Origin of the sequence: Aromatoleum sp., from assembly GCF_035254505.1 — a bacterium.
Taxonomy (GTDB): Bacteria; Pseudomonadota; Gammaproteobacteria; order Burkholderiales; family Rhodocyclaceae; genus Aromatoleum.
In genome coordinates, this window is sequence record NZ_DATFAO010000048.1 from 1 (window position 1) to 25,405 (window position 25,405).

Consider the following 25,405-nt stretch of genomic DNA (forward strand, 5'->3'; position numbering starts at 1 on the left):
GTCTCAAGGGTAACGGTGTGCGCCCCGTAAGCGAAGGTCTTTTTGATTGCGGTAGGCAAGTTGATTTTCCTTTTCGATAAGTTTGTGCAGCGAACCACAACTGCGCTGTTCGATCGTTCCGGGCGCCGTGACGGCCAGTCAAAAACAAAGCCGGTGCAGACCCATCTGGATCTGCACCGGCTTGCTGGCTTAATCTGCCTTATTCGACGCTGTCAGACTCGACACGGCCGGCAAATTACTTGCGCAGACCCAGACGCTCGATCAGGTTACGATAAGCGTCGACGTTGTTGCGCTTCAGGTAGTCAAGCAGCTTGCGGCGCTGGCTGACCATCTTCAGCAGCCCGCGACGGGAGTGATGGTCCTTGGCGTTTGCCTTGAAGTGGCCGGTCAGACCGTTGATGCGAGCGGTCAGCAGAGCGACCTGGACTTCGGGGGAGCCGGTGTCGCCTTGGGCGCGCTGGAAGTCAGTGACGACCTGCGACTTGGTTGCGGTATCGAGAGCCATGTGGGTGTTTACTCTTTTCTTTCTGCCAATCAGAAGCGTGGGATTATACCCAACGCGCCAAATAAAACTCAATGTTTATCATTCCGGCTGAACAGAGCCGGTTGTCGCAACGAGGCGTTTTGCGGCCAAACGCCCATCCATGCACTGTGCAAGTCCGAGAAAGCGGCTGTTCGCCGCTTCATAAACCCGAACAAGTCCGCATATCGCAGGATCGACGCGAATCACGCGTCCCTGCATTAATGCGCCCGCGTCGCTTTCACCTAACTCGACCGCAGCAAGATGCCGCACCAAAGTGTCGGCCGACGCGACAAATCGGTCCCGCTGCGCCGGTTCGGTCGCCTCCAGCACCGCGACGGAAACCGCATCGGTGACATTGAACGGGCCGATGCGCGTGCGCCTCAGCGCTGACAAATGGGCACCGCAGCCGAGGGCACGACCGAGATCCATGCCGAGCGTTCGAATGTACGTCCCCTTCGAGCAGGCAACACGAATTCGGAACGCAGAGCCGTTCCAGTCCAGCAGCTCGAGGGCATGAATGGTGATGCGACGCGGCTCAATCTCGACTTCAATACCCGCCCGCGCATACTCGTAAAGGGGCTTTCCCGCACGCTTGAGGGCCGAGTAGATGGGTGGAATCTGCTCGATCTCCCCCGTGAAGGATGGCAACACGGAAAGAATTGCTTCGCGGGAAATCGCCGCAGGCAGCCGGGTTGTCGCGACAACCGCTCCCTCTGCATCGCCCGTATCGGTCTCGACGCCGAGTTGCACGGTCGCCTCGTATTCCTTGTCCGCGTCGAGCAGCATCTGCGAAAACTTGGTCGCCTCGCCGAAGGTCAGCGGCAGCAAGCCGGTCGCCATGGGATCGAGCGTACCCGTATGCCCGGCCTTGGCTGCGTTGAGCAGCCGCCGGGCAGTTTGGAGTGCGGCGTTCGACGTCAGTCCGGCATGCTTGTCGAGCAACAGCACGCCGTCGACCTGCCGACGTGGCGATCGCGTTTGTTTCTGGACCTTCAAGTGGGTCAGTCTTCCGGATCGTCGGTATGACGGGCGCTGTCGTCCCGGACGACTTCGTCGATGAGACGCGACAGGCGGCTTCCACGTTCCACCGATGCGTCGTAATGGAAATGAAGTTCGGGAATGGTATGGATGCGGATACGTCGCCCGAGCTCGCGACGCAGAAAACCGCTCGCACGGCGAAGACCGGTGAGAATCTCGGACAAGCCCTCCTCACCCTTCATCGACGTAAAGAACACCTTTGCGTGCGCATAATCCGGCGTGATCTCGACGTCGGTCAAGGTGATGAATCCCACGCGGGGATCCTTCACCTCAAGCCGGATCAATTCCGCCAACTCGCGGCGGATTTGCTCCTTCACGCGCTGACTGCGGGAAAACTCCTTCGGCATGATTACAGCGTCCGCGCGATTTCCTGGATCTCGAACACTTCAAGCTTGTCGCCTTCCTGGACGTCGTTGAAGTTCTTGATCGACAGGCCGCATTCGAAACCGAACTTGACTTCCTTGACGTCGTCCTTGAAGCGCTTGAGCGATTCGAGTTCGCCGGTGTGGATGACCACGTTGTCGCGCAGGATGCGGATCTGCGACCCGCGCTTGACGAGACCTTCGAGCACGTAGCAACCGGCCACCGCTCCGACCTTCGGAACGCGGAACACCTGGCGGACTTCGACCAGACCGAGCGAATTCTCGCGCTTTTCGGGCGCCAGCATACCGGACAGCGCAGCTTTCACCTCATCGACGGCATCGTAGATGATGTTGTAGTAGCGGATATCCACGCCGAAGTTCTCGGCCAGCTTCCGTGCGCCTGCATCGGCACGGGTATTGAACCCGATGATGACCGCACCGGACGCCTGCGCTAGGTTGACGTCGGATTCGGTAATTCCCCCGACGCCCGAGTGGATTGCGTTGACGCGCACTTCGTCGGTCGAAAGCTTGTTGAGGGACTGGACCAGCGCTTCCTGCGAGCCCTGAACGTCGGCCTTGACGATGAGGGGCAGCGTCTTGACCTCGCCTTCCGACATCTGCTCGAACATGCTCTCGAGCTTTGCGGCCTGCTGCTTCGCGAGCTTGACTTCGCGGAATTTGCCCTGGCGGAACAACGCGATTTCGCGCGCCTTCTTCTCGTCCGCGAGTACGATGGCTTCGTCACCGGCCGAAGGAACATCCGACAGGCCGAGCACTTCGACGGGAATCGAAGGACCGGCTTCGTCGATCGGCTTGCCGTTCTCGTCGAGCATCGCGCGGATGCGGCCAAAGGTGGCCCCGACCAGCATGACGTCGCCCTTGCGCAGGGTGCCGGACTGGACAAGCATCGTCGCGACCGGACCACGCCCCTTGTCGAGGCGCGCTTCGATGATCAGACCCTTCGCCGGGGTATCCGCCGGCGCTTTCAGCTCCAGCACTTCGGCCTGTAGCAACACGCCTTCCAGCAGCTCATCGATGCCCTGACCGGTCTTGGCCGAGACGTTGATGAACATGACTTCGCCGCCGAATTCTTCAGGAACCACGCCTTCTGCGATCAGCTCCTGCTTGACGCGCTCCGGGTTTGCATCGTGCTTGTCGACCTTGTTGACCGCCACCACCAGTGGCACGCCGGCAGCCCGCGCGTGGTGGATCGCCTCGCGCGTCTGCGGCATCACGCCATCGTCGGCAGCAACCACCAGAATGACGATGTCGGTCGCCTTGGCGCCGCGTGCGCGCATCGCCGTAAATGCCTCGTGACCCGGGGTATCGAGGAAGGTGAGCATGCCACGAGCGGTCTCGACGTGATACGCGCCGATGTGCTGCGTAATGCCGCCCGCCTCGCCGGACGCGACTTTTGCGCGGCGGATGTAGTCAAGCAGCGAGGTCTTGCCGTGGTCGACGTGACCCATCACGGTCACGACCGGCGCCCTGGGCTCTTCCGTGGCGTCGTGCAAACTATCCGCGTCGGCCAGGAAGGCATCCGGATCGTCCAGCTTCGCGGCCACTGCCTTGTGCCCAAGTTCCTCCACCAGGATCATCGCCGTTTCCTGGTCGAGAACCTGGTTGATGGTAACCATCGAACCCATCTTCATCAGGACCTTGATCACCTCGGTCGCCTTGACTGCCATCTTGTGCGCAAGATCCGCGACGGAGATGGTTTCAGGGACATGAATCTCCCGAACGACGGGCTCCATCGGAGCCTGGAAACCCTTTTGCTCTTCGGCCTGGCCGCGACCGTGACGGCCGCCACCCCTCGCACCGCGCCAGGAGCCGGTCGTCGCACCTACTTCGCCACGGGTCTTCAAGCCGCGCCGCTTTTCACTCTCGCCTGCGGTCTCGCCGCTGCGGGGCCCACGCTTCGCGTCCTTGCCGGCCGGCCGATCGTCGGCCTTGGCGGGACGATGCAGAGTCCCGCTCGGCCCCTTGACTTCCTTCGCGGGCGCCTTTGCGGCCTCGGCACGCTTCTCTGCATCGGCACGCACCCGTGCCTCTTCTTCGGCACGGCGTGCTTCAGCGGCAGCACGGGCGGACGCATCCCGCTCCTGCTTAGCCTTCAGGTCGGCCAACTGACGGGCACGCAGCTCTTCGTGACGACGCGCCTCACGCTCTCGCGCCGCTCGTTCTTCATCACTCAGGATGGAGATACTCAAGGGCTTGCGGTGGACAGGGCCGGCCTCGCGCACAGCCGCGGGCGCGTCTGATGCATTCTCTGCAACGGCTTCCGTTTCAGTGGACTCGACCTCAGGCTCCGGCTCCGAGACCACTTCAGGCTCCGGCTCAGGCTCGGGCTCCGGAGCCGGTTCGGGCTCCGGTGCAGGCTCTTCGACCGGCTCCGGCTCAACCATCGGGGCGGCCTCCAGAACCACCGGCTCAAGCTCCGGCGCTGCAAGCTCTTCGACTTCAAAATCGGCGACTTCAGACAACGCGGCAGCAGATTCTTCCGCCGTCAGCGCTTCCTGTGCCGCGGACTCGACGCCCAGTTCGTCCCGCTTGACGAAGACGCGCTTCTTGCGAACCTCGACCTGCACGGTGCGTGCACGGCCGGACGAGTCGGTCGCCCGGATCTCGGATGTTTGCTTGCGAGTCAGTGTGATCTTGCCCTTCGGCTGGCTTTCGCCGTGCGAACGACGCAGATATTCTAGAAGCCTCGCCTTGTCATGTTCAGTCAGCAACTCGCTCGGGCTGGTCTTGTGCACGCCAGCCTTCTGCAGTTGCTCGAGCAGGACCGCAGCCGGCATGCGCAGTTCGCCGGCAAACTGGTTTACGCTCATTTGTTCCATCAGTGCCTTCCCCTCATTCTTCGAACCAGTGCGCACGCGCGACCGAGATCAGCGCGCTGGCACGTTCCTGTTCGATTCCGGCGATCTCGACCAGTTCGTCAACCGCCAGGTCGGCGAGATCGTCGCGAGTACGCACCCCATGCTCCGCCAGCTTGGCTGCGAGCGGCTTGTCCATACCTTCGAGATGGATCAGGTCGTCGGAAACATTTTCCAACTGCTCTTCCGTGACAATCGCTTCGGTAAGCAGCACATTACGCGCACGATTACGCAACTCATTGACGGTCTCTTCGTCGAACGCGTCGATATCGAGCATTTCTGCGAGCGGGACGTAAGCGACCTCTTCGAGCGACGAGAAACCTTCGTCGATCAGAATGTCCGCGAGTTCTTCATCGACATCCAGCTTTTCCATGAATAGCTGCCGCAGGCCCTGACGTTCCTGACCCGACTTCCGCGCCGACTCTTCCTCGCTCATGAGGTTGATGGTCCAGCCGGTCAATTCGGATGCAAGCTTCACGTTCTGGCCGTTACGACCGATCGCGATTGCAAGGTTGTTGTCGTCGACGACCACATCCATGCTATGGCTCTCTTCGTCCACCACGATCGACACGACTTCGGCCGGTTGCAGAGCAGAAATCACGAACTGGGCCGGATCCGGCGACCAGACGATGATGTCGATCTGCTCGCCAGCGATCTCATTGCGGACGGCCGTGACACGTGAACCGCGCAGACCGACGCAGGTGCCGATCGGATCGATTCGCGCATCGTTGGATTGGACTGCGATTTTTGCACGCAGCCCGGGATCCCGTGCGCAAGCCTTCATCTCGAGCAGATTGTCCTCGATTTCCGGCACTTCCAGCTCGAAGAGCTTGCACAGGAATTCAGGTGAAGTACGCGACAGGATCAGTTGCGGACCGCGGGCACCACGGTCAATGCGCAGCAGGAAGGCCTTGACGCGGTCGCCGACGCGAAGGTTTTCGCGCGGGATCATCTGGTCACGCGGAATCACCGCTTCGAGGCGGCCGACTTCGATGATCGCGTTGCCACGCTCCATGCGCTTGATCGAACCGGAAACGAGGTGCTCCTTGCGATCGAGGAAGTCATTGAGCACCTGCTCGCGCTCGGCATCGCGGATGCGCTGAAGAATGACCTGCTTGGCGGCCTGGGCGCCGATGCGTCCGAAATCGATCGGCTCCAGCGGCTCCTCGATGTAGTCGCCCACCTGAATATCGGACTGGACGTCGCGCGCGTCGATGATGCCCATCTCGGCCTCGTCATTGACGACCTCTTCGTCGGGCATCACGAGCCAGCGCCGCGCCGACTCGTAATCTCCGGTTTCGCGATCGATCGTCACACGCACGTCGGCATCATCATTGATGCGTTTCTTCGTCGCAGAGGCGAGCGCGGTCTCAAGAGCACCGAATACGATGTCCTTGGGTACGTTCTTCTCGCGCGCCAGCGCATCGACAAGCAGCAATATTTCGCGGCTCATTAATCAAGACCTCCACATACGAATCTCAAAATCTCGGTACCAGGCGGGCCTTTTCGACCTCGTCGAACTGGAAGCTGACTTCGCCCTTTTCGGTGTTCAGCCGCACCACACCGTCGGCAAAGCCTTCCAGCACCCCGGCAAAATTTCTTTGGTTGCCGATCGGCATACGCAGGCGGACCTGCACATCGCTGCCGACGAAACGCTCGAAATCGGCAGGCTTCTTGAGCGGACGGTCGAGACCCGGCGAGGAGACTTCCAGCCGGTCGTAATCAACGTTCTCAACCTCGAAAACCCGCGTCAGCTGATTGCTCACCGTCGCACAGTCGTCGACGGTGATGCCGCGCTCGATATCGATAAAGACCCGCAGCAAGCGGGCCTTTGGGGAAGTCTCGAAATCAACGAGCTCGAAGCCGAGCCCGGTAACGACCTGTTCAATAAGACGTTCGACGTCCATTTTCGCGCCCACAAATAAAAAATGGGCATAACGCCCATCCCCAATGATTACATCCAAATCCGGTTACCGGCGCCCCATAGTCACCTATGGACTCGCCTTAGCCAACAGAGTATAGCGGCTCCCGCCTGAACAGGCAATCTTCGCGAGCAAAGGGAATACTCTGCCACGGATTGCCAGCATCCCCGGCAATCCGTAGTTCCAAGCCAAGGGCGGGATCAGGCGCGATCGCGCGGTGTCGTACGATGCACCTTCACCGGCTTATCCTTGTCGCCTGCACGGGAGCTGCGCTGTCCCTGCGGCTTAGGCAAACCGGCCAGTACGCACACCTCATCCTCCGGCATTTCCATCCACATGCCGCGCTTTAGCCGCGACGACAGGCTCACCGGACCATAGCGCACACGCATCAGACGGCTCACGGTCAAACCGACCGCCTCGAACATACGCCGGACCTCGCGGTTGCGCCCCTCTGAGAGCGTGACTTTGTACCAGTGATTCGCCCCCTCCCCGCCCTGGTCGGACAGGACGGTGAAACGCGCCAGGCCGTCCTCCAGCTGAATACCGTTGGTCAGCGACTCGATCTGCTCTTCGGTGAGCTCGCCGAGAAGGCGAACCGCGTACTCCCGCTCAAGTTCGTAACGCGGGTGCATCAACTGGTTGGCGAGCGTGCCGTCATTGGTGAACAACAGCAATCCGGAGGTATTGAAATCGAGACGCCCGACAGCGATCCAACGCCCCTTGCGCAGCAAAGGGAGGCGCTCGAACACGGTCGGACGACCTTCCGGATCCTCGCGCGAGACGATTTCGCCTTCCGGCTTGTGGTAAATCAGGACGCGCGGCGTGCGCGTGCCGAAGCGCAGCGGAACGAGCTTCCCGTTGAGCTTCACACGATCCCCGGGGCCCACTTTTTGACCAAGCTCGACGGGCAGGCCGTTCACGGTGATCTTGCCGGCCGCCATCCATTCCTCGACTTCTCGACGGGAGCCGACACCGAGTCGGGCCAGCACCTTTTGCAGGCGCTCCGGCTCACCACCGGCCTCCGAAGAAGCCGGTCCACGGCCGGCTTGCTGCTCACGCTGCGGGCGCTCAGTGGTCGAGGCTTCGCGAGCGGGGTCGTCAATCCGCGGATGGTGGGCGTTCTTCCCCTCGCCTACCGGCTCAGCTTTCTTCTTCAGAGGAGGCCGCAGGGGACTCCTCGATCTCTTTGGTGTCGACAAGATCCATGATCCTTTCTATTTCAGTTAATGCCGGCAACTCGGTCAGGCTCCTGAGCCCGAGCTCGTCAAGAAATCGCCGGGTCGTGGCGAAAAGCGCCGGACGACCGGGCGTGTCGCGGTGGCCTACGATATCCACCCAGCCTCGCGACTCCAGCGTCTTCAATACGTTCGGCGAGACCGCCACGCCGCGAATGTCCTCAATGTCACCACGGGTGACCGGCTGACGATAGGCGATGATCGCGAGCGTTTCCAGCACCGCCCGCGAATACCGCGGCGGCCTCTCCTCCTTGAGGCGATCGAGAAAAACCTGATATTCGGGGCGCGTCTGGAATCGCCAGCCGGACGCCACCTGGATCAGTTCCGCGCCACGATCGGACCAGTCGGCGCGCAGTTCGTCAAGCAGCCGACGGATGAGATCGGCGCCGGGATCCGGATCGAAGAGCCTACGCAACTCGGCCACCGGAAGCGGCGACGGAGCGGCGAGCAGCACCGTTTCGATCACTCGCTTATAGTCGTCAGGCGTCTGTGGCTGCATCGCTGAGTTTCACATAGATCGGCGCAAAGGGCTCGTTCTGCGATACGTGGACGAGCTTCTCCTTCACCAGTTCGAGCACGGCGAGGAAGCTGACGACAAGGCCGGCAGCACCGTACTCCACGTCGAACAGGGCGTCGAAAACGACGAAGGCGCCGTCCGAGAGCTTGCGCATGATCATCGTCATGTGCTCGCGCACCGACAGCTCTTCGCGTCTGACCTGGTGATGCTGAGTAAGGCGCGCCTTCTTCATGATCTTCAGCCACGCGAGCTGCAGATCGTGCAAGCTGACTTCGGGCAAGCGTTCGACAACCTTCTCCGCAACGAAAATGCTCACCCACTCGTGGTCGCGTTCCGCGCGCGGCATCGAATCCAGCCTCGCCCCTGCCTGCTTCATCTGCTCGTATTCGAGCAACCGTCGCACAAGTTCCGCCCTGGGGTCGCCAACCTCGTCTTCTTCCACTCGCGGCGGCCGCGGCAACAGCGTGCGCGACTTGATCTCCAGCAGCGTCGCCGCCATGAGGAGGTAGTCGGCCGCGAGCTCGAGATTGTGCCGGCGCATCGCCTCGACGTAGACCAGATACTGCGAGGTCAGCGGCGCCATCGGGATATCGAGGATGTTGAGGTTGGACTTGCGGATCAGATAGAGCAACAGGTCGAGCGGCCCCTCGAATGCCTCGAGAAAGACTTCGAGGGCATCCGGCGGAATGTACAGGTCCTTCGGCAACTCGAGCAGCGGCTCGCCGTACAGGCGGGCCACCGCGTCGAGCTGCGCTGCCGTTTCAAGCGGCGCGAGTTCCAGGGGCAGGTTCATCTTGCAATATCCACGACGAGCGGGCCGCACAGACTGCGAAGTCCGGACACCCGATCGATCGCCTCAGCGGTATGACAACCCCATGGCTTCACGCACGTCGCGCATCGTCTCTTCCGCCAACGCGCTGGCCCGCTCGCACCCTTGGGCAACGATGCGGCGCACGAGCGACGGATCTTCAATGTAGGGCTGTGCGCGCTCGCGCATCGCGACCTGTTCGCGGAGCACGCCGTCGATCACCGGCTGCTTGCATTCGATGCAACCGATTCCCGCGCTGCGGCAGCCTTGCTGGACCCACTCGCGCGTATCGTCGTCGGAATAGATGACGTGGAATTGCCACACCGGACACTTGTCCGGGTCGCCCGGGTCGGTGCGGCGCACACGCGCCGGATCGGTCTGCATCGTCCGAATCTTCTTCGACACGACATCGGGCTCTTCCCGCAGAAAGATGGTGTTTCCGTAACTCTTGGACATCTTCTGCCCGTCCAGCCCGGGCATGCGGGCCGCTTCGGTCAGCAGCGCGCCAGCCTCCACGAGGATCGTCTTGCCGCTCCCTTCGAGGTAGCCATGCAGACGCTCGAGGTCTTCGTGACCCACGCCTCCCGGCTCCTTCAGTAGCAGCCTACCCTGTTCGAGCGCCTCGGCGTCGCCTTCCTGCTGGAAGCGCTTGCGCAGTTCCTCGAACAACTTGGCCTTCTTGCCGCCAAGCTTCTTGACCGCTTCCTTGGCCTTGTCCTCGAAACCGGGTTCGCGGCCGAACATGTGATTGAAGCGGCGGGCGATCTCGCGGGTGAACTCGACGTGGGGCAGCTGGTCTTCGCCGACCGGAACCTTGTCCGCGCGATACAGCAGGATGTCAGCCGACATCAGCAAAGGGTAGCCGAGAAAACCGTAAGTCGACAGGTCCTTGTGCGAGAGCTTTTCCTGCTGGTCCTTATAGGTGGGCACGCGTTCGAGCCAGCCGACCGGCGAGATCATCGACAGCAGCAGGTGCAGTTCGGCGTGCTGCGGGACTTTTGACTGGATGAAAATCGTCGCCTTCTCGGGATCGACGCCGGCGGCCAGCCAGTCGATGAGCATATCCCACACGCTATCGGCGATCACCTCAGGACTGTCGTAGGACGTCGTTAGCGCATGCCAGTCGGCAACGAAGAACAGACACGGGTAATCGTTCTGGAGCTGGACCCAGTTCTTGAGGACGCCGTGGTAATGGCCGAGATGGAGGCGCCCGGTGGGGCGCATGCCGGAGAGAACGCGTTCTGCGTACATGGTTTTCTAGAATCCGAAAAGCGTCGCAAGGAAGATGCGGAAAAGCGCAATCAGCGGCCAAAGAATCTGGCCGAGGATGCCACTGAACAACAAGAGAAGGAGAAGCGGGAAGCCGTACGGCTCGAGTCGCGAAAACTTCCACGCAAGGCGGTGCGGCAGCAGGCTCACTGCGATCCGGCCTCCGTCGAGCGGCGGAATCGGCAGGAGATTGAGCGCCATCAGCACAGCGTTTATCTGGATGCCGGCCTTGCCCATCTCGATCATCGGCATCGCATAGACGTTTGTGGGATTGAGCAACGCTACCTTGACCAGCAGCGCCCAACCGAGGGCCATCAGGAAGTTCACGAATGGACCCGCTGCGGCCACCCATAGCATGTCCGCCTTCGGCTTCCTAAGGCGGCTGAAATCGACCGGAACCGGCTTGGCCCAGCCGAAGAGCATTCCGCCACTGCCGAACAAGGAACTCACCGCCAGAATCAGGCCGGGAACCAGCAGCGTACCGATCGGATCGATGTGCTTGAACGGATTGAGCGTGATGCGCCCTTCCCGTTCAGCGGTTGGGTCGCCGAAATGCCTCGCCACGTAACCATGCGCCGCTTCGTGAAGCGTAATGGCAAGCAATACCGGCAGCGCCCATATAGCGAGGGTTGTGATCAGCGAATCCATGGATTTACGGCGTTAAACGGATGATTCTAGCAGACGGCCCCATTGCCATCGCACGACAGTCAGTTCGTCCGCCGCACGGATCGGCAGGTCGCACACTAGTCCGCCTCCAGGCCGAAGGGTGCGAGATCACCGCGCCCGGCCCGAATCAGAACCGGGGAACCTGAGGTCAGATCGATCACCGACGTTGCTTCGGGACCGCAGAATCCGGCCTCAATGACGAGATCGACCTGCTTTTCGAGCGTCGTACGGATTTCATCGGGATCGGTCAGCGGCAAATCCTCACCGGGCAACAAGAGCGTCGACGTCAGAATGGGCTCGTTCAACTCGGCGAGCAGCGCGGCGACGACCGGATGTTCCGGTACGCGCAGCCCAATCGTCTTGCGCTTCGGGTGCAGCAGACGACGCGGCAGTTCCCGGGTGCCCTCCAGAATGAACGTGTAAGGCCCCGGCGTGATCGCCTTGAGCAGGCGATACTGTGAGTTATCCACGCGGGCGTACGTCGCGATCTCGGACAGGTCGCGGCACATGAGGGTGAAATGATGCCGCTCATCGACGCCGCGAATACGGCGGATGCGCAGCAACAGATCCGAGTCCCCCGTGATGCCCCCAAGGGCGTAGGCCGAATCCGTGGGAAAGGCGATGAGCCCGCCCGCTCGCATGATCTCTGCGGCCTGCCGGATCAAACGCGGCTGGGGGTGCTCCGGGTGCAAGGAAAAATACTGCGCCATGCTAAATGTCCAATTCTCTCTTCTTCTTGATAGTGCGACTCGCAGGTCTAGACGAATCGCGTCCAGACCGGAGTCAGGTCAGGCGGCAAACCGCAGCTTCGGCCGAGTTCGACTGAACTCTCGCCTTCGCCATGAAAGTCGGAAGCGCGCGAGGCCAATAGTCCCCAACGGCGGGCAATTCCCGCAAATTTGACCGTATCGGCTTCAGTGTGCGCTCCCGCAATCACCTCGATCCCTTCTCCGCCGCAAGCTACGAAGCGTTCGAGCAGCCGATGCAGCTCGCCGGTCGACAAGCGATAGCGTGCCGGGTGTGCCAATACAGCCACACCTCCTGCGCCGCGAATCCAGCGAACGGCATCCTCGAGGCTCGCCCATTCGTGCTCGACGTACCCCGGCTTGCCCCGCGCCAGATAATACTGGAACACGGTACTCACATCCGGCATCAGGCCGGTCGACACAATATACCGGGCGAAATGGGCACGTCCCACCATCGAGGGATTCCGGGCGAGGCGACACGCACCCTCAAAGGCGCCGTGAATCCCCGCGGCATCGAGCGCGGCACTCATCTTCCGTGCACGCTGCACGCGTCCGCCACGCACGCTTTCCAGGCCCTCGAGCAACTGCGCGTCGCGATGATCGATGCCGAGGCCGACGATGTGTACGGTCTCTTTGAGAAAAGTGACCGAAATCTCGACGCCGGCCAGCAGCTGCACGCCGAGCCGGAGAGCTTCGGCGCGTGCCTCATCAATGCCTCCCACCTCGTCGTGGTCGGTCAGTGCCAGCAAATTTACACCGTTCGCAGCGGCTCGACGCACGACATCCGCCGGCGCAAGCCAGCCGTCCGACACCGTCGAATGGCAATGGAGATCGGCATTGATCTGCATCTATGTCAGGCGGGTGAGACGTTGCCCCACCGCTCCAATTGGAAACTACCATCATAACAAACAGCCGCTACCGCCGTTGCCAGCGGGGCCCCGCGGTGGTATCGTCCGCCCGTCGTGCGGGAGAGAACTCCCCTTGGAGTCGCCGAAGGCGTAACCCCCCGGAATCGCTCAGGCAAAAGGACCGCCGACAGAACGCAATTCTGGAGAGCGATGCGGGTCGCACGAATGTGCCGGCTGGCGCATCCACCGAAGGGGCACCCGGCTGCGGCCGGAATCTCTCAGGTACAAAGGACAGATGGGGCGACGCTCGATGAAACGGGCCTCGCCCCGTTTGTTTATTAGACCTCGATTTTCCGATTCCGTCCGCGCATTCCCAGGAGCCGCCCGTGTCCAGACAAACCCCTCTTCACGCCACCCACGTCGCCGCCGGTGCCCGCATGGTCGATTTCGCCGGCTGGGACATGCCGGTGAACTACGGCTCGCAGATCGAAGAGCACCACGCCGTGCGCCGTGATGCTGGCATGTTCGACGTATCCCACATGCTTGCGCTCGATCTCGAAGGCCCGGACTCGACGACGTGGCTGCGCGGACTGCTGGCAAACGACGTCGCGAAACTCAAGGAACCGGGCAAGGCGCTGTACAGCTGCATGCTGAACCCTCAAGGCGGCGTGATCGACGATCTGATCGTCTACTACTTCACGCCGACTTCCTATCGCATCGTCGTCAATGCCGGCACCGCCGACAAGGATGTCGCATGGATGCGCGAACGCATTGCCGCGACCGCGTCCAACGTGACGCTGACGAGCCGGCGCGACCTCGCGATGATCGCCGTTCAGGGCCCTGCCGCGCGTGAGAAGACCTGGCTCGCACTACCCGAAACCCGCGCCGCGAGCGAAGGCCTGAAGCCGTTCAGCGGGGCCCAAATCGGTGAATTCCTCGTCGCGCGCACCGGCTACACCGGCGAAGACGGTTTCGAGCTCGCCCTGCCCGCGACCCGAGCAGCCGAAGTCTGGAATGCCCTCGCGCAGGCTGGCGTAAAGCCGTGCGGCCTGGGGGCGCGCGACACGCTGCGCTTGGAAGCCGGGATGAACCTCTACGGCCAGGACATGGACGACGACGTTTCGCCGCTCGATGCAGGCGTCAGCTGGACTGTGGATCTGAAGGACGAATCGCGCGATTTCGTCGGCAAGGCTGCGCTGCTCGCCAAGCCGGCGAGCCGGAACGTGCTGGGTCTGATCCTTGAAGACAAGGGTGTCCTGCGTTCCCACATGACCATATTCACCCCCAAGGGCGACGGTGAGACGACGAGCGGCTCCTTCTCTCCTTCGCTCGAAAAATCCATCGCCTTCGCCCGCCTGCCGCTCGGCGTCGAAGCCGGCGAATCCGTCGAAGTCGATATCCGCGGTCGTCGCCTGAAGGCACGGACCGTCAAGCTGCCTTTCGTCCGTAACGGCAAGGCGCTCGTCTGATCCGGGCCCGCGTCACCACTCCGCGAATCAACCCGAAAAATGGTACCCGGCCAGGCCGGTACCGACCCTTACCCTCTGGAGCACACCATGAGCCAAGTTCCCGCCGATCTGAAGTACACCGCGTCGCATGAATGGATTCGCGTCGAAGCCGACGGCAACCTGACGATCGGCGTCACCGACCACGCGCAGGAAGCCCTCGGCGACGTTGTCTTCCTCGAACTGCCCGAAGTCGGCCGCAAGCTGGGCGCCGGCGAAGCCTGCGCCGTGATCGAATCCGTCAAGGCGGCTTCCGACATCTACGCCCCGGTCGCGGGCGAGGTGATCGCGGCGAACGGCGATGCCGTCGATGCGCCCGAATCCGTCAATGCGGACGCCTACGCCGCGTGGCTCTTCAAGATCCGCCCGGATAACGCAGCCGACGTCGGCGGTCTGCTGGATGCCGCTGCGTACGAAGCCGCAACCGCGAACGCCTGAACCAAACACGATCCACGCGCCCGACCGGCCATCAGCCGGGACGGGCCCCTGTGAGCAGTCCCTCATGTCGAACACCGATCTTTCCTCCGCTCTCAAGGCGCCGCTGGCGCAGCTCGAACAGCGCGACGCTTTCATTGGCCGCCACATCGGTCCGAATCCGGCCGAAATCGCCGAAATGCTGGCCGCCATCGGCGCATCCAGTCTCGACGCGCTGATCGATCAGACCGTCCCGACGGGAATCCGCCTTGCCGCACCGCTCCCGATCGCGGCACCGACTCCGGAGCATGAAGCACTGGCAGGACTGCGCGCGATCGCGAGCAAGAACGTAATGCGCAAATCGCTGATCGGCATGGGATACTACGGCACGCACACGCCCGCCGTCGTCTTGCGGAACGTGATGGAGAATCCCGGCTGGTACACGGCCTACACGCCCTACCAGGCCGAAATCGCCCAAGGTCGCCTTGAAGCGCTGCTGAACTACCAGCAGATGGTCATCGACCTGACCGGAATGGAACTCGCGAACGCATCGCTGCTCGACGAGGCCACGGCTGCAGCCGAAGCGATGACCATGGCGCGCCGCGTGAGCAAGTCGAAGTCGAACGCATTCTTTATCGACGAGGCCTGTTTCCCCCAGACCATCGACGTCGTCAAGACACGCGCCCAGTACTTCGGCTTCGAGCTCGTCTTCGGCGCCGCTGCCGACGCCGCCGCGCATGAAGTTTTTGGCGCGCTGCTGCAATATCCGAACGAGCGCGGCGAGATCGCCGACCTGACCGACGTGATCGCCGGCCTCAAGGCCAAAGGTGCCGTCACCGCCGTCGCATCCGACCTGATGGCACTGGTTCTGCTGAAACCGCCCGCGCAAATGGGTGCGGACATCGTGCTCGGTTCCGCTCAACGCTTCGGCGTCCCAATGGGCTTCGGCGGTCCGCACGCGGCCTTCTTCGCCACGCGTGAGGCGAACGTACGCGCGATGCCCGGCCGCATCATCGGCGTCTCGAAGGACGCCCGCGGCAAGACTGCGCTGCGCATGACCCTGCAGACCCGCGAACAGCACATCCGGCGCGAGAAGGCGAATTCGAACATCTGCACCTCGCAGGTCCTCCTCGCCAACATGTCCGGTTTCTACGCGGTCTATCACGGCCCCGAGGGCCTGCGTACCATCGCCGCAAGGATCCACCGTCTCGCCGCGATCCTCGCCGCTGGTCTGCGCCAGGGCGGATTCGAGATCCCGGCGGTTGCCTTCTTCGACACCTTCCAGGTGCAAACCGGCGGCCGTACCGACACACTCGTCGCCGCCTGTGATAATGCGGGCTTCAACGTCCGCCGTGCGTCCGACACCGCGATCGGCGTCTCCATTGACGAGACCACCACGGCCAACGACGTTCGCGCCCTGCTCGCCGCTTTCGGCGTCGCTGTCGACCTCGACGCGCTGGACGTCGCCGTCAGCAAGGCCGGTGGTGCGATTCCGCCTGCGCTGCTACGCGGCGATGCGATCCTTAGCCATCCCGTGTTCAACATGCACCACACCGAACACGAGATGCTGCGCTACCTCAAGAAGCTGCAGAACCGCGACCTCGCGCTCGATCATTCGATGATCTCGCTCGGCAGCTGCACGATGAAGCTCAACGCGACGAGTGAGATGATTCCGGTGACCTGGCCGGAATTCGCCGGCCTTCATCCCTTCGCGCCGCGCGAGCAGGCCAGCGGCTATATCGAGATGATCGAAGGGCTCGCGGACTACCTCAAGGCCGCCACCGGCTTCCCCGCGATCTGCATGCAGCCCAACTCGGGCGCGCAAGGCGAATACGCCGGTCTCGTCACGATCCGCCGCTACCATGCGAGCCGCGGCGAAGCGCATCGCGACATCTGCCTGATCCCGAGGTCGGCCCACGGCACGAACCCCGCGACCGCGCAGATGTGCGGCATGGAAGTGGTCGTCGTCGCCTGCGACGATACGGGCAACGTCGATGTTTCCGACCTGCGTGCGAAGGCCGAGCAGTATGCGCAACGCCTCGCCGCGCTGATGATCACCTACCCCTCTACGCACGGTGTGTTCGAGGAGTCGATCCGCGAAATCTGCGTGATCGTCCACCAGTTCGGCGGCCAGGTGTACATGGACGGTGCGAATCTGAATGCCCAAGTCGGACTCACCTCCCCGGCCACGATCGGCGCTGACGTCAGCCACATGAATCTGCACAAGACCTTCTGCATCCCGCACGGCGGCGGCGGCCCCGGCATGGGCCCGATCGGTTTGGCAGCGCATCTCGCTCCGTTCATGGCCGACCATGCGGTCGCGGGCACCGGCAACGACAGCCGCCCCAACAAGGGCCAGGGCGCCGTCAGCGCTGCGCCGTTCGGCTCGGCGAGCATCCTGCCGATCTCGTGGATGTACATCCGCATGATGGGCGGTACAGGCCTCAAGCGTGCGACCGAGGTCGCGATCCTCAACGCGAACTACGTCGCCTCCCGCCTCGGCGAGCACTATCCCGTGCTCTACACCGGTTCGCAGGGCCGTGTCGCGCACGAGTGCATTCTCGACATCCGCCCGATCAAGGCCGCAACCGGCATCTCCGAGGTCGACATCGCCAAGCGCCTGATGGACTACGGCTTCCATGCTCCCACGATGTCCTTCCCCGTCGCCGGTACGATCATGGTCGAGCCGACCGAGTCGGAAGACCTCGGCGAACTCGACCGCTTCATCGAAGCGATGATCACGATCCGCAACGAAATCCGCGAGATCGAAGCGGGCCGCTGGGCCGCGGACTCCAATCCGCTCAAGCACGCGCCGCACACCCAGGCGGACTTTTTCGACGGCGAATGGGTACGCCCCTATTCGAAGGAACAGGCGGCCTTCCCGCTGCCGTGGGTCGCCGCCAACAAATTCTGGCCCAGCGTCAATCGCATCGACGACGTCTATGGCGATCGCAACTTGTTCTGCGCTTGCGTTCCGATGGACGACTACGCAGGCTAGAATGCGGCCGCTTCATACCGAAGCCACGCCCGATCGGGCGTGGTTTTTTTTCGACCACCGGATCTAGCGCAGCCAGATGACCACGCCCCCCCCCCACAACCGGTCCACGCCGTGGAAAGCATTGCTTTTCACGTACCTGGTTGCCCTGCTTGCCCTTGGCTTCGTCCTCGTGCGAGACATCCAGCCCGTGCCGATGTACGACCTGCACTTGACCGAAGGCGAGCGCCTGAAGTGCGTCTCCTACGCTCCTTACCACCTTCCCGGTCAATCGCCTCTTGATCCCACCCAGATCATTCCGCGCGAACAGATTGCGGCCGATCTCGCTGCGTTGGCGAAAATCACCGAATGCGTGCGGATCTATTCCGTAGATCAGGGGCTCGAGCAGGTCCCCGAACTCGCCCGTGCAGTCGGCCTCAAGGTCTTGCTGGGCGCATGGATCGGAGGCGACCCAAAGCGGAATATGGTTCAGCTCGGTCGCGCGATTACCCTTGCCAATGACTACGCCGACGTGGTGCGCGTGCTCATCGTCGGCAACGAGGTCTTGTTGCGCCACGAGCGCAGTGAAGACGAGATGCGCGAGTTGATCGAATACGCCAAGGCGCGGGTACATGTGCCGGTGACCTATGCTGACGTCTGGGAGTTCTGGCTCAAGCATCGCGGCCTCGCCGCGTCTGTCGATCGCGTCACCGTGCACATCCTCCCGTTCTGGGAAGACAATCCGGTCGCGATCGAGGGGGCACTGAAACACGTCGGCGAAGTGTATGACGAGATCAGGCACACCTTCGACAAGCCGGTGATGATCGGAGAAACCGGCTGGCCCAGTGCCGGACGCCAGCGCGAAGGATCGCTGCCCTCGCTCGTCAATCAGGCTCGCTTCATTCGCGAATTCGTTCACCAGGCGCATGCGAACGGATGGGAATACAACCTCATCGAGGCCATCGACCAACCGTGGAAACGGAAGCTGGAAGGAACCGTCGGCGGCTACTGGGGCATGCTCAACACCCAACTGCAGGCCAAATTCCCGCTCGCCGGGCCCGTCAGCGAGAGATCCAGCCTGAACGTTCCTCTGATCGCGGCCGGCGTCGGCGCTGTGCTCTGTGTCCTGTTCGCGGCGACCGCGCAGGCATCTCTGTTGCGACTGCTGGTCGCTGGCATCACCGGGGCGGTCACCGGTGTCGTCGCGGCACTTCATTGGGAACACGCCCAGTTCGCATACCGGGACACGCTTGAATGGACCGTCCTCGGCGCGATTGCCGCGATCGGCAGCGCCTTGCCCCTATTGCTCGCTCGTTGGGACGCACGTCGGCCGCTTCCCTCCGTCGCAATCGCTTGGCAAAGCCTCCGCATCCAACCGTCGCGATGTTGCGAGACCGCAACACTCCTTGGGCTCATCCGAGGAATGTTGCTCTTTGCGTGCGCGGTTGCCGCGCTCCTGCTTTTTGCCGATCCACGCTATCGCGACTTTCCGGTCCTGCTCTACCTCGTCCCCGCGCTGACTTTCGGTGCGCTGGCCTGGAAGGGGCAACTTATGGACGCGATCGAGGAAAGGGTTTGCGCGCTCGTCATCGCGATCACGGTGATCGGACGGTGGCTGACCGAGCCGGCGAACCCTCAGGCGATCGCCTGGCTCCTCACCGGCCTTCTGTTTTCGCTGCCTTACTTGCGCCCATATTCGCGTACGATCACAAGCAGCGAAAGCAGCAGCCCCACGGCGGCGAAGTTGTAACTATAAAGCACGAGTCCTGCGACTCCGGCAAACCAGCCTGCCCAAGCCACGGGCTTGACACGCAGCGCGAACGCGGCCAAGCCGGCGACGAGGCTCAACCACCCGAGCCGCTCCTGGGCGAACGTCTGCAGCAATACCCACTTGGCCAAGCACAAGCCTTGCAGACCGTCCGCAAGCGAAATACCACAGGACGTGGGGAATACGCCCGCTTCGAACAGACCGTATCTCAGCCAGACCGCGATAGCGAGGACCAGCGCGCTAACGACGAGAGGAAGTGCGAGGTTCTCCCGCTTTTGCAAGACCTTTTGCATCGAGGTGTTTTTTCCTTACAAATCAATCACCCGCAAACCGCCTTGCGGCGTGTTGCAGGTTGACCCATATTTTCTTTGCTAACCAACTGAAAAAACGCATAAACTCCGCGCCGATCATGTAATGGCGCTACAACACGACAATTGTGGCACACTGCCGCCCGAACGTGATTTATTGCGTACGGCGTATTCGAAGCGCCAGCGCGCAACGCTAGTTTCTCCCCGAGGGGACAAAGATCCTGATGAAAAACGTCGCTTCGCTGATTTACCGAATAATCGCAGCGCTTCTTATGGCCGGTATCGTCGCCGGCGCCCAGTACTACCTCGCAGAAAGATGGAACCGGGGCACTGAGTTCGTCGGTGCGGCCAACAGCATACGCGGCTACGCGTACAGTCCATACCAGCGCGACCAAAGCCCGCTCGAACACAGCTATCCCACCGATCAGGAAATCGGTGCCGACTTGGACCTGCTGGCCAAGTCCGCTGACAGCATCCGTACCTACGGCAGCCTGGAGACGCCGACGATTGTCCGACTCGCAGCCGAGCGCAAGCTCTTGGTCACGGCCGGGGCGTGGATCTCGCGCGACGCGGAAGCCAACGAGAAGGAAATCGAGGCAGTCATCGACAGCGCGCGTAAGTTCGCCCACGTCGAACGCGTGATCGTCGGCAACGAGGCCATCCTGCGCGGTGACGTCACGCCCAAGGAACTCGCCGTCTATCTCGACAAGACCCGCAAGGCGCTGAAGAAGGTCAAGAAGCCGGTTTCGACCGCCGAGCCCTGGCACGTCTGGCTCAAGTATCCGGAACTGGCGAACAGCGTCGACTTCATCACCGTTCACCTGCTGCCCTACCACGAGGGCATCGATGCCGACAAAGCCGTCGAGTACGCGATGATGCGTTACGACGAACTGGCCAGGACATTCCCCAACAAGAAGATCGTGATCGGCGAAATCGGCTGGCCGAGTCGCGGCCCCGTCATGGACAACCTCTACGGCAGCGACAGTCGCGGTGTCGCGTCGCATGAGAACCAGGCCAAGTTCATCCGCGAGTTCCTCGCCAACCCGCGCACGGCCAAGCTCGACTACTTCATCATGGAGGCAATCGACCAGCCGTGGAAGATCGAGCTCGAAGGCTGGGCCGGAGCCTACTGGGGTATGTTCAACGCCGAGCGCGAACCCAAGTTCCCGCTCGATGGTCTGGTCGTCAAGGACGTCCGCTGGCATGAAAAGGCGTTCGCGGCCGGGGCGATCGCCTTCCTGCCTATGTTCTTGATCGCCTTCCTGCTGCGCGACTGGAGCGTGCTCGGACGGCTCTGGCTCGCAAGCCTCGTACAGGCGTGCGCGACGACGCTGATCATCGGCTTTAACGTCCCGGCCGACTATTACCTGACTCAGCGGGACCTCGTCGGACTCTTCATCCTGATCGGCGCGACAATCCTGACGATCGCGGTGCTCCTGTCACACGGCTTCGAATTCGGCGAAGTGCTGTTCAAGCGCCGCTGGAAGCGCCGCTTCGTCCCGCTGCCGCCGCATGCACCGGACAAGGAACCCTTCGTCTCAATCCACCTCGCCTGTTGCAACGAACCGCCAGAGATGGTGATCGCCACGATCGACAGCCTGGCGGCGATGCAGTACCAGAATTTCGAAGTCCTGGTGCTGGACAACAACACCAAGGATGAAGCGCTGTGGAAGCCTCTCGAGAAGCGCTGCGAGGAACTCGGATCGCGCTTCCGCTTCTACCACCTGGATAACTGGCCGGGCTTCAAAGCCGGGGCGCTAAACTTCGGCCTCAGGCAAACAGATCCACGCGCCGAAGTGGTCGGCGTAGTCGATGCCGACTACGTCGTCTCCCCGGACTGGCTCTCCTGCCTGATCCCGCACTTCGCCGAACGGAACGTGTCCGTCGTGCAAGCACCGCAGGCGCATCGCGACTGGGAAACGCAGCCATTCCGTCGCATGTGCAACTGGGAGTTCGACGGCTTCTTCCGCATCGGCATGCACCACCGTAACGAGCGTAACGCACTGATCCAGCACGGCACGATGACGCTGGTGCGGCGTTCTGCCCTCGAAGAGGTGGGGGGCTGGTCCGAGTGGTGCATCTGCGAAGACACCGAACTCGGCTTGCGCCTCATCGAGAAGGGTTACGACACCCGATACGTGGACCACATTCTCGGCCGCGGTCTGACGCCAGCCGACTTTCCGGCGATCAAGAGCCAGCGCTTCCGCTGGGCCTTCGGCGCGATGCAGATCCTCAAGCACCATCTGCCGGCCATGCTGGGCCCGAGCAAGCTGAACATCGCGCAACGCTACCACTTCCTTACCGGCTGGTTTGCGTGGCTGGGCGACGCATTGCAGCTCGTCTTCGCCTTTGGCAGCCTTGCATGGACGGTCGGGATGCTCGCCTTCCCGAAAGCCTTCGGTCTGCCGGTGACGTCCCTTGCGATGCCAATCCTCGGCTTCATGGCCTTCAAGGCGGCGTTGGGTCCGATCCTCTATCGTCGGACGATGGACGCTCCGTGGAAGGACATTCTCGGCGCCTCGATCCTATCGGTCGGGCTCGCGCATGCGATCGCTCGCGGCGTTTTCGCCGGGATCGTGAAGCGGCGCGGCGAATTCGTTCGTACGCCGAAGGGCTGGAAGGAGAAAGGCGCGTTTGCCTTCTTCGCCCCCTTGCGCGAGGAGATCGGCTTGCTCGTGGCGCTGATCGCCGGCGCGTCGGTACTAGTCTATCTGCGTGGCTACGAGGACCATATCGAGGTGCAGCTGTGGGTGGGTATTCTCGGACTGCAGTGCATCCCCTATCTCGCTGCAATTGCCTGCCAGGCCGCTTCCTACATGCCCGAGCGGCCAGCTCCCGCGCCTGCGCTCGCGACAGAACCCACCGTTTCGAAGAAGCTTCAGGCGGAAGGTCATTGATGAGTGAGGACGGAGCGGCTCATTCATTTCGCTTGAACTCGAATTGAACGAGTGCGAAAGATGGGCAAGCGGAGTAAGCTAATTACCCACAGTCGGTACAACGGAATTACCGCATGCCCCCGCTTTACACGATGCCGGAGCTGTTCCTCGAAAGGATTGCCGGCATTCGCTGCGCCTTTTTGATCGGCCTCCTGCTGTCCACATCGCTGAATGCGCTCGCAGCGCCGCCGCCCGGGCATCCGACACCTGATGCGGCGTTGCAGATCATGCGATCCGGTACGGACCCAGGGCAGGCCCGTCGCCACTACGGCGTTGTGCTGGACTCGATCGACGCGAACGAATTCACGTATATCGAGGTCGACGAAGGCGGCAAGAGTTTCTGGATTGCGACGACCAAGATGAAGATTGCGCGGGGTGATCTCGTCCAGTTCGACGACGGCGTCACGATGCAGGAGTTCTACAGCAAGCTGCTGAAGCGCACGTTCTCCTCAGTCATGTTCGTCGGAGCCGTCTCCACTTCGATCGCGGGCAAGTAACGGCATGGGTCGAGTGGTCGAAATACGCATGCCGAAGTTCCCGGAGTGCTGGGACACTTGTGGCAACTGCCGGACTGAGGACGTTTTCGTGCAAAGCGTTCTCGTGCGCGCTGGCGAAAAGATTTCATTCGACGAAACCCTGATCGTGCTGGAAACCGGAAAGGTCGCCCTTGACATCCCGAGCCCGCAGATGGGTACGATTGTCGAGGTCAGGGTCCAGGAAGGCGACCTGATCGATGAAGGGGAGCTGATCGCGCTCGTGGAAGTGGTCTGAGCGCCGCGCCCTGCCCCACTGAGGCCTGCCGGCCTCGACCACGTACCGAAGGAGGCGTCACCCATGACTCGCTTTCTCGTATTGACGCTGATCGGAGACGACCGTCCCGGACTCGTCGAACAGCTCTCCGCTGTCATCACGCTCCATGAAGCCAGCTGGCTCGAATCGTCGATGGCCCAACTTGCTGGCAAATTCGCCGGCGTCTTGAAGGTGGCTGTCGCCGCTGAACAGGCCGACGCCCTGCAGACTGCACTGAAGGCGCTGTCCGGCGTCACGATTACCGTCGAACAGGCAGACAGCCCCGCAGTCGGAACCCCGGTCCGCACCCGACGACTCGCGTTCAGCCTGGTCGGCCACGACCGGCTCGGCATCGTCCGCGAGATCTCGCAGGTCTTTGCACGCTACGGCGTCAATGTCGAAAAGCTCGTCACGACCACGACCAGCGCGCCGATGTCGTCGGAAACCCTGTTCTGCGCTGAAGCGGAACTCAGGGCCGATGACACGCTCGACGCACAGGCGCTGCAGGCCGATCTGGAGCGCCTTTCGAACGATCTGATCGCCGATATCAATCTCGACGAAAAGACGGACTGAATACCGAAGCAGCCTGCGACAGGCTTGAGGTATCCTTTGCACCCCTCGTCCTCACGACGTTTCCGACAAGAGTTCAATGGCCCAATACGTAATGTCGATGCTCCGCGTGAGCAAGACGGTGCCGCCCAAGCGGCAGATCATCAAGGATATTTCCCTCTCGTTCTTTCCGGGCGCGAAGATCGGCCTGCTGGGCTTGAACGGTTCCGGCAAGTCGACCGTGTTGCGGATCATGGCCAACGCCGACAATGAGTATGACGGCGAAGTCCAGCACCTGGCGGGCATCCGCATCGGCTACCTGCCGCAGGAGCCGCAGCTCGATCCGTCGAAGACCGTGAAGGAAGAAGTGGAATCCGGTCTCGGCGAGGTCATGGAGGCGCGCACGAAGCTCGAAGAGATCTACGCCGCCTACGCCGAGCCGGACGCAGACTTCGACAAGCTCGCGGAGGCGCAGGCGAAGTACGAGAATATCCTCGCGACTGCCGGTTCGGACGTCGAGACGCAGATGGAAATCGCCGCGGACGCGCTGCGGCTGCCCGCGTGGGACGCTGCGATCGGAAATCTGTCCGGCGGCGAGAAGCGTCGCGTGGCGCTGTGCAAGCTGTTGCTGTCCAAGCCCGACATGCTGCTTCTCGACGAACCGACCAACCACCTCGACGCCGAATCCGTCGATTGGCTGGAGCAGTTCCTGACGCGCTTCCCCGGCACCGTCGTCGCCGTCACCCACGACCGCTACTTCCTGGACAACGCTGCTGAATGGATTCTCGAACTCGACCGCGGCCACGGCATCCCCTGGAAGGGCAACTATTCGTCCTGGCTGGAGCAGAAGGAAGCTCGCCTGGAAACCGAATCCAAGCAGATCGACGCCCACATGAAGGCTATGAAGACCGAGCTCGAGTGGGCACGGTCCAATCCGAAGGCACGCCAGGCGAAATCGAAGGCCCGCCTCGCGCGCTACGAGGAGATGACCACCGTCGAGTACCAGAAGCGGAACGAGACGCAGGAAATCTTCATTCCGCCCGGTGAGCGCCTCGGCGACAAGGTCATCGAATTCAACGGCGTCTCCAAGGCCTTCGGTGACAAGCTGCTGATGGACAATGTCAGCTTCAGCATTCCGCCTGGAGCGATCGTCGGGGTGATCGGTCCGAACGGCGCGGGCAAGTCGACGCTTTTCAAAATGATCGAAGGCCGCGACAAGCCGGATTCGGGTGATATCACGGTCGGCACGACCGTGAAGATCTCGGCGGTCGACCAATCGCGCGAAGGACTCGCCAACGACAAGACCGTCTTCGAGGCGATTTCGGACGGCGCAGACGTCCTGACCGTCGGCC

General features: G+C 62.2%; 23 protein-coding genes and 1 riboswitch. Of the genes, 9 read left to right on the top strand and 14 right to left on the bottom strand.

Features of this window, described 5'->3' with window-relative positions; all coding sequences use genetic code 11:
- Positions 1–235: 235 nt before the first annotated feature.
- The 13 genes from rpsO to VJ673_RS08630 form a co-directional block, all read right to left on the bottom strand.
- Positions 236–505 carry a 30S ribosomal protein S15 gene (gene rpsO / locus VJ673_RS08570; RefSeq protein WP_015435869.1) on the bottom strand — a complete coding sequence of 90 codons (270 nt, stop codon included), beginning with the start codon at positions 503–505 and terminating at the stop codon, positions 236–238.
- Between the two features lie 78 nt (positions 506–583).
- The gene (gene truB / locus VJ673_RS08575; RefSeq protein WP_324125657.1) at positions 584–1,519 is read right to left on the bottom strand and encodes a tRNA pseudouridine(55) synthase TruB; all 936 of its coding nucleotides are present in this window, start codon (positions 1,517–1,519) and stop codon (positions 584–586) included.
- Positions 1,520–1,524: 5 nt separating this feature from the next.
- Entirely contained in the window at positions 1,525–1,908 is a 384-nt protein-coding gene (rbfA, locus tag VJ673_RS08580; RefSeq protein ID WP_324125658.1) for a 30S ribosome-binding factor RbfA, read from the bottom strand.
- 2 nt (positions 1,909–1,910) lie between these two features.
- Positions 1,911–4,763: a translation initiation factor IF-2 gene (gene infB, locus VJ673_RS08585; RefSeq protein ID WP_324125659.1), complete on the bottom strand. Its 2,853-nt coding sequence runs from the start codon at positions 4,761–4,763 to the stop codon at positions 1,911–1,913.
- 13 nt (positions 4,764–4,776) lie between these two features.
- Entirely contained in the window at positions 4,777–6,252 is a 1,476-nt protein-coding gene (nusA, locus tag VJ673_RS08590) for a transcription termination factor NusA (protein ID WP_324125660.1), read from the bottom strand.
- 25 nt (positions 6,253–6,277) lie between these two features.
- On the bottom strand, positions 6,278–6,706 hold the full coding sequence (rimP, locus tag VJ673_RS08595; RefSeq protein WP_324125661.1) for a ribosome maturation factor RimP: 429 nt from the start codon (positions 6,704–6,706) through the stop codon (positions 6,278–6,280).
- Positions 6,707–6,921: 215 nt separating this feature from the next.
- Entirely contained in the window at positions 6,922–7,920 is a 999-nt protein-coding gene (gene rluB / locus VJ673_RS08600) for a 23S rRNA pseudouridine(2605) synthase RluB (RefSeq protein WP_324125662.1), read from the bottom strand.
- Positions 7,862–8,455, bottom strand: coding sequence for an SMC-Scp complex subunit ScpB (scpB, locus tag VJ673_RS08605; protein WP_324125663.1), 594 nt, complete (start codon positions 8,453–8,455; stop codon positions 7,862–7,864). The genes rluB and scpB overlap by 59 nt, the downstream gene beginning before the upstream one ends.
- Positions 8,436–9,266 (bottom strand): segregation and condensation protein A, encoded by an 831-nt coding sequence (locus VJ673_RS08610; protein WP_324125664.1) that lies wholly within the window; start codon positions 9,264–9,266, stop codon positions 8,436–8,438. Before VJ673_RS08610 ends, scpB begins: the two co-directional genes overlap by 20 nt.
- Positions 9,267–9,329: 63 nt before the next feature.
- Positions 9,330–10,532, bottom strand: a complete 1,203-nt coding sequence (locus tag VJ673_RS08615) for a tryptophan--tRNA ligase (RefSeq protein WP_324125665.1) — start codon at positions 10,530–10,532, stop codon at positions 9,330–9,332.
- Between the two features lie 6 nt (positions 10,533–10,538).
- The gene (locus VJ673_RS08620; protein WP_324125666.1) at positions 10,539–11,198 is read right to left on the bottom strand and encodes a site-2 protease family protein; all 660 of its coding nucleotides are present in this window, start codon (positions 11,196–11,198) and stop codon (positions 10,539–10,541) included.
- Positions 11,199–11,293: 95 nt separating this feature from the next.
- Positions 11,294–11,926 carry an L-threonylcarbamoyladenylate synthase gene (locus VJ673_RS08625; protein ID WP_324125667.1) on the bottom strand — a complete coding sequence of 211 codons (633 nt, stop codon included), beginning with the start codon at positions 11,924–11,926 and terminating at the stop codon, positions 11,294–11,296.
- 47 nt (positions 11,927–11,973) lie between these two features.
- Entirely contained in the window at positions 11,974–12,810 is an 837-nt protein-coding gene (locus VJ673_RS08630) for a 3',5'-nucleoside bisphosphate phosphatase (protein ID WP_324125668.1), read from the bottom strand.
- A gap of 107 nt (positions 12,811–12,917) precedes the next feature.
- Positions 12,918–13,003, top strand: a riboswitch (glycine riboswitch).
- Positions 13,004–13,196: 193 nt separating this feature from the next.
- Between VJ673_RS08630 and gcvT the strand changes: the two genes are divergently transcribed.
- The 4 genes from gcvT (at position 13,197) to VJ673_RS08650 (ending at position 19,453) form a co-directional block, all read left to right on the top strand.
- Positions 13,197–14,279 (top strand): glycine cleavage system aminomethyltransferase GcvT, encoded by a 1,083-nt coding sequence (gene gcvT, locus VJ673_RS08635; protein WP_491700804.1) that lies wholly within the window; start codon positions 13,197–13,199, stop codon positions 14,277–14,279.
- Between the two features lie 87 nt (positions 14,280–14,366).
- Entirely contained in the window at positions 14,367–14,753 is a 387-nt protein-coding gene (gene gcvH, locus VJ673_RS08640) for a glycine cleavage system protein GcvH (RefSeq protein WP_324125669.1), read from the top strand.
- 64 nt (positions 14,754–14,817) lie between these two features.
- The gene (gene gcvP / locus VJ673_RS08645) at positions 14,818–17,727 is read left to right on the top strand and encodes an aminomethyl-transferring glycine dehydrogenase (RefSeq protein ID WP_324125670.1); all 2,910 of its coding nucleotides are present in this window, start codon (positions 14,818–14,820) and stop codon (positions 17,725–17,727) included.
- A gap of 76 nt (positions 17,728–17,803) precedes the next feature.
- Positions 17,804–19,453: a glycoside hydrolase family 17 protein gene (locus VJ673_RS08650; RefSeq protein WP_324125671.1), complete on the top strand. Its 1,650-nt coding sequence runs from the start codon at positions 17,804–17,806 to the stop codon at positions 19,451–19,453.
- Here the strand turns inward: VJ673_RS08650 and VJ673_RS08655 are convergent.
- Positions 19,384–19,764: a hypothetical protein gene (locus VJ673_RS08655; protein ID WP_324125672.1), complete on the bottom strand. Its 381-nt coding sequence runs from the start codon at positions 19,762–19,764 to the stop codon at positions 19,384–19,386. The genes VJ673_RS08650 and VJ673_RS08655 overlap by 70 nt on opposite strands.
- 239 nt (positions 19,765–20,003) lie before the next feature.
- Here VJ673_RS08655 and VJ673_RS08660 point away from each other — a divergent pair, with 239 nt between their 5' ends.
- From VJ673_RS08660 to ettA, 5 genes are all read left to right on the top strand, one after another.
- On the top strand, positions 20,004–22,676 hold the full coding sequence (locus tag VJ673_RS08660; protein WP_324125673.1) for a glycosyltransferase: 2,673 nt from the start codon (positions 20,004–20,006) through the stop codon (positions 22,674–22,676).
- 131 nt (positions 22,677–22,807) lie between these two features.
- Positions 22,808–23,212, top strand: coding sequence for a hypothetical protein (locus VJ673_RS08665; protein ID WP_324125674.1), 405 nt, complete (start codon positions 22,808–22,810; stop codon positions 23,210–23,212).
- 88 nt (positions 23,213–23,300) lie between these two features.
- Complete coding sequence (locus VJ673_RS08670) at positions 23,301–23,486, top strand: biotin/lipoyl-containing protein (protein ID WP_324125675.1); 186 nt, start codon at positions 23,301–23,303, stop codon at positions 23,484–23,486.
- Between the two features lie 63 nt (positions 23,487–23,549).
- Positions 23,550–24,077 carry a glycine cleavage system transcriptional repressor gene (locus tag VJ673_RS08675; protein WP_324125676.1) on the top strand — a complete coding sequence of 176 codons (528 nt, stop codon included), beginning with the start codon at positions 23,550–23,552 and terminating at the stop codon, positions 24,075–24,077.
- Positions 24,078–24,153: 76 nt separating this feature from the next.
- A partial coding sequence (ettA, locus tag VJ673_RS08680; RefSeq protein ID WP_324125677.1) for an energy-dependent translational throttle protein EttA occupies positions 24,154–25,405 on the top strand: 1,252 nt, incomplete at its 3' end.

Coding starts and splice junctions, on each gene's coding strand:
- rpsO (WP_015435869.1), bottom strand. CDS start 505: ATGGCTCTCGATACCGCAACCAAGTCGCAGGTCGTCACTGACTTCCAG.
- rbfA (WP_324125658.1), bottom strand. CDS start 1,908: ATGCCGAAGGAGTTTTCCCGCAGTCAGCGCGTGAAGGAGCAAATCCGC.
- infB (WP_324125659.1), bottom strand. CDS start 4,763: ATGGAACAAATGAGCGTAAACCAGTTTGCCGGCGAACTGCGCATGCCG.
- nusA (WP_324125660.1), bottom strand. CDS start 6,252: ATGAGCCGCGAAATATTGCTGCTTGTCGATGCGCTGGCGCGCGAGAAG.
- rimP (WP_324125661.1), bottom strand. CDS start 6,706: ATGGACGTCGAACGTCTTATTGAACAGGTCGTTACCGGGCTCGGCTTC.
- scpB (WP_324125663.1), bottom strand. CDS start 8,455: ATGCAGCCACAGACGCCTGACGACTATAAGCGAGTGATCGAAACGGTG.
- VJ673_RS08610 (WP_324125664.1), bottom strand. CDS start 9,266: ATGAACCTGCCCCTGGAACTCGCGCCGCTTGAAACGGCAGCGCAGCTC.
- VJ673_RS08615 (WP_324125665.1), bottom strand. CDS start 10,532: ATGTACGCAGAACGCGTTCTCTCCGGCATGCGCCCCACCGGGCGCCTC.
- VJ673_RS08620 (WP_324125666.1), bottom strand. CDS start 11,198: ATGGATTCGCTGATCACAACCCTCGCTATATGGGCGCTGCCGGTATTG.
- VJ673_RS08625 (WP_324125667.1), bottom strand. CDS start 11,926: ATGGCGCAGTATTTTTCCTTGCACCCGGAGCACCCCCAGCCGCGTTTG.
- VJ673_RS08630 (WP_324125668.1), bottom strand. CDS start 12,810: ATGCAGATCAATGCCGATCTCCATTGCCATTCGACGGTGTCGGACGGC.
- gcvH (WP_324125669.1), top strand. CDS start 14,367: ATGAGCCAAGTTCCCGCCGATCTGAAGTACACCGCGTCGCATGAATGG.
- gcvP (WP_324125670.1), top strand. CDS start 14,818: ATGTCGAACACCGATCTTTCCTCCGCTCTCAAGGCGCCGCTGGCGCAG.
- VJ673_RS08650 (WP_324125671.1), top strand. CDS start 17,804: ATGACCACGCCCCCCCCCCACAACCGGTCCACGCCGTGGAAAGCATTG.
- VJ673_RS08655 (WP_324125672.1), bottom strand. CDS start 19,764: ATGCAAAAGGTCTTGCAAAAGCGGGAGAACCTCGCACTTCCTCTCGTC.
- VJ673_RS08660 (WP_324125673.1), top strand. CDS start 20,004: ATGAAAAACGTCGCTTCGCTGATTTACCGAATAATCGCAGCGCTTCTT.
- VJ673_RS08665 (WP_324125674.1), top strand. CDS start 22,808: ATGCCGGAGCTGTTCCTCGAAAGGATTGCCGGCATTCGCTGCGCCTTT.
- VJ673_RS08675 (WP_324125676.1), top strand. CDS start 23,550: ATGACTCGCTTTCTCGTATTGACGCTGATCGGAGACGACCGTCCCGGA.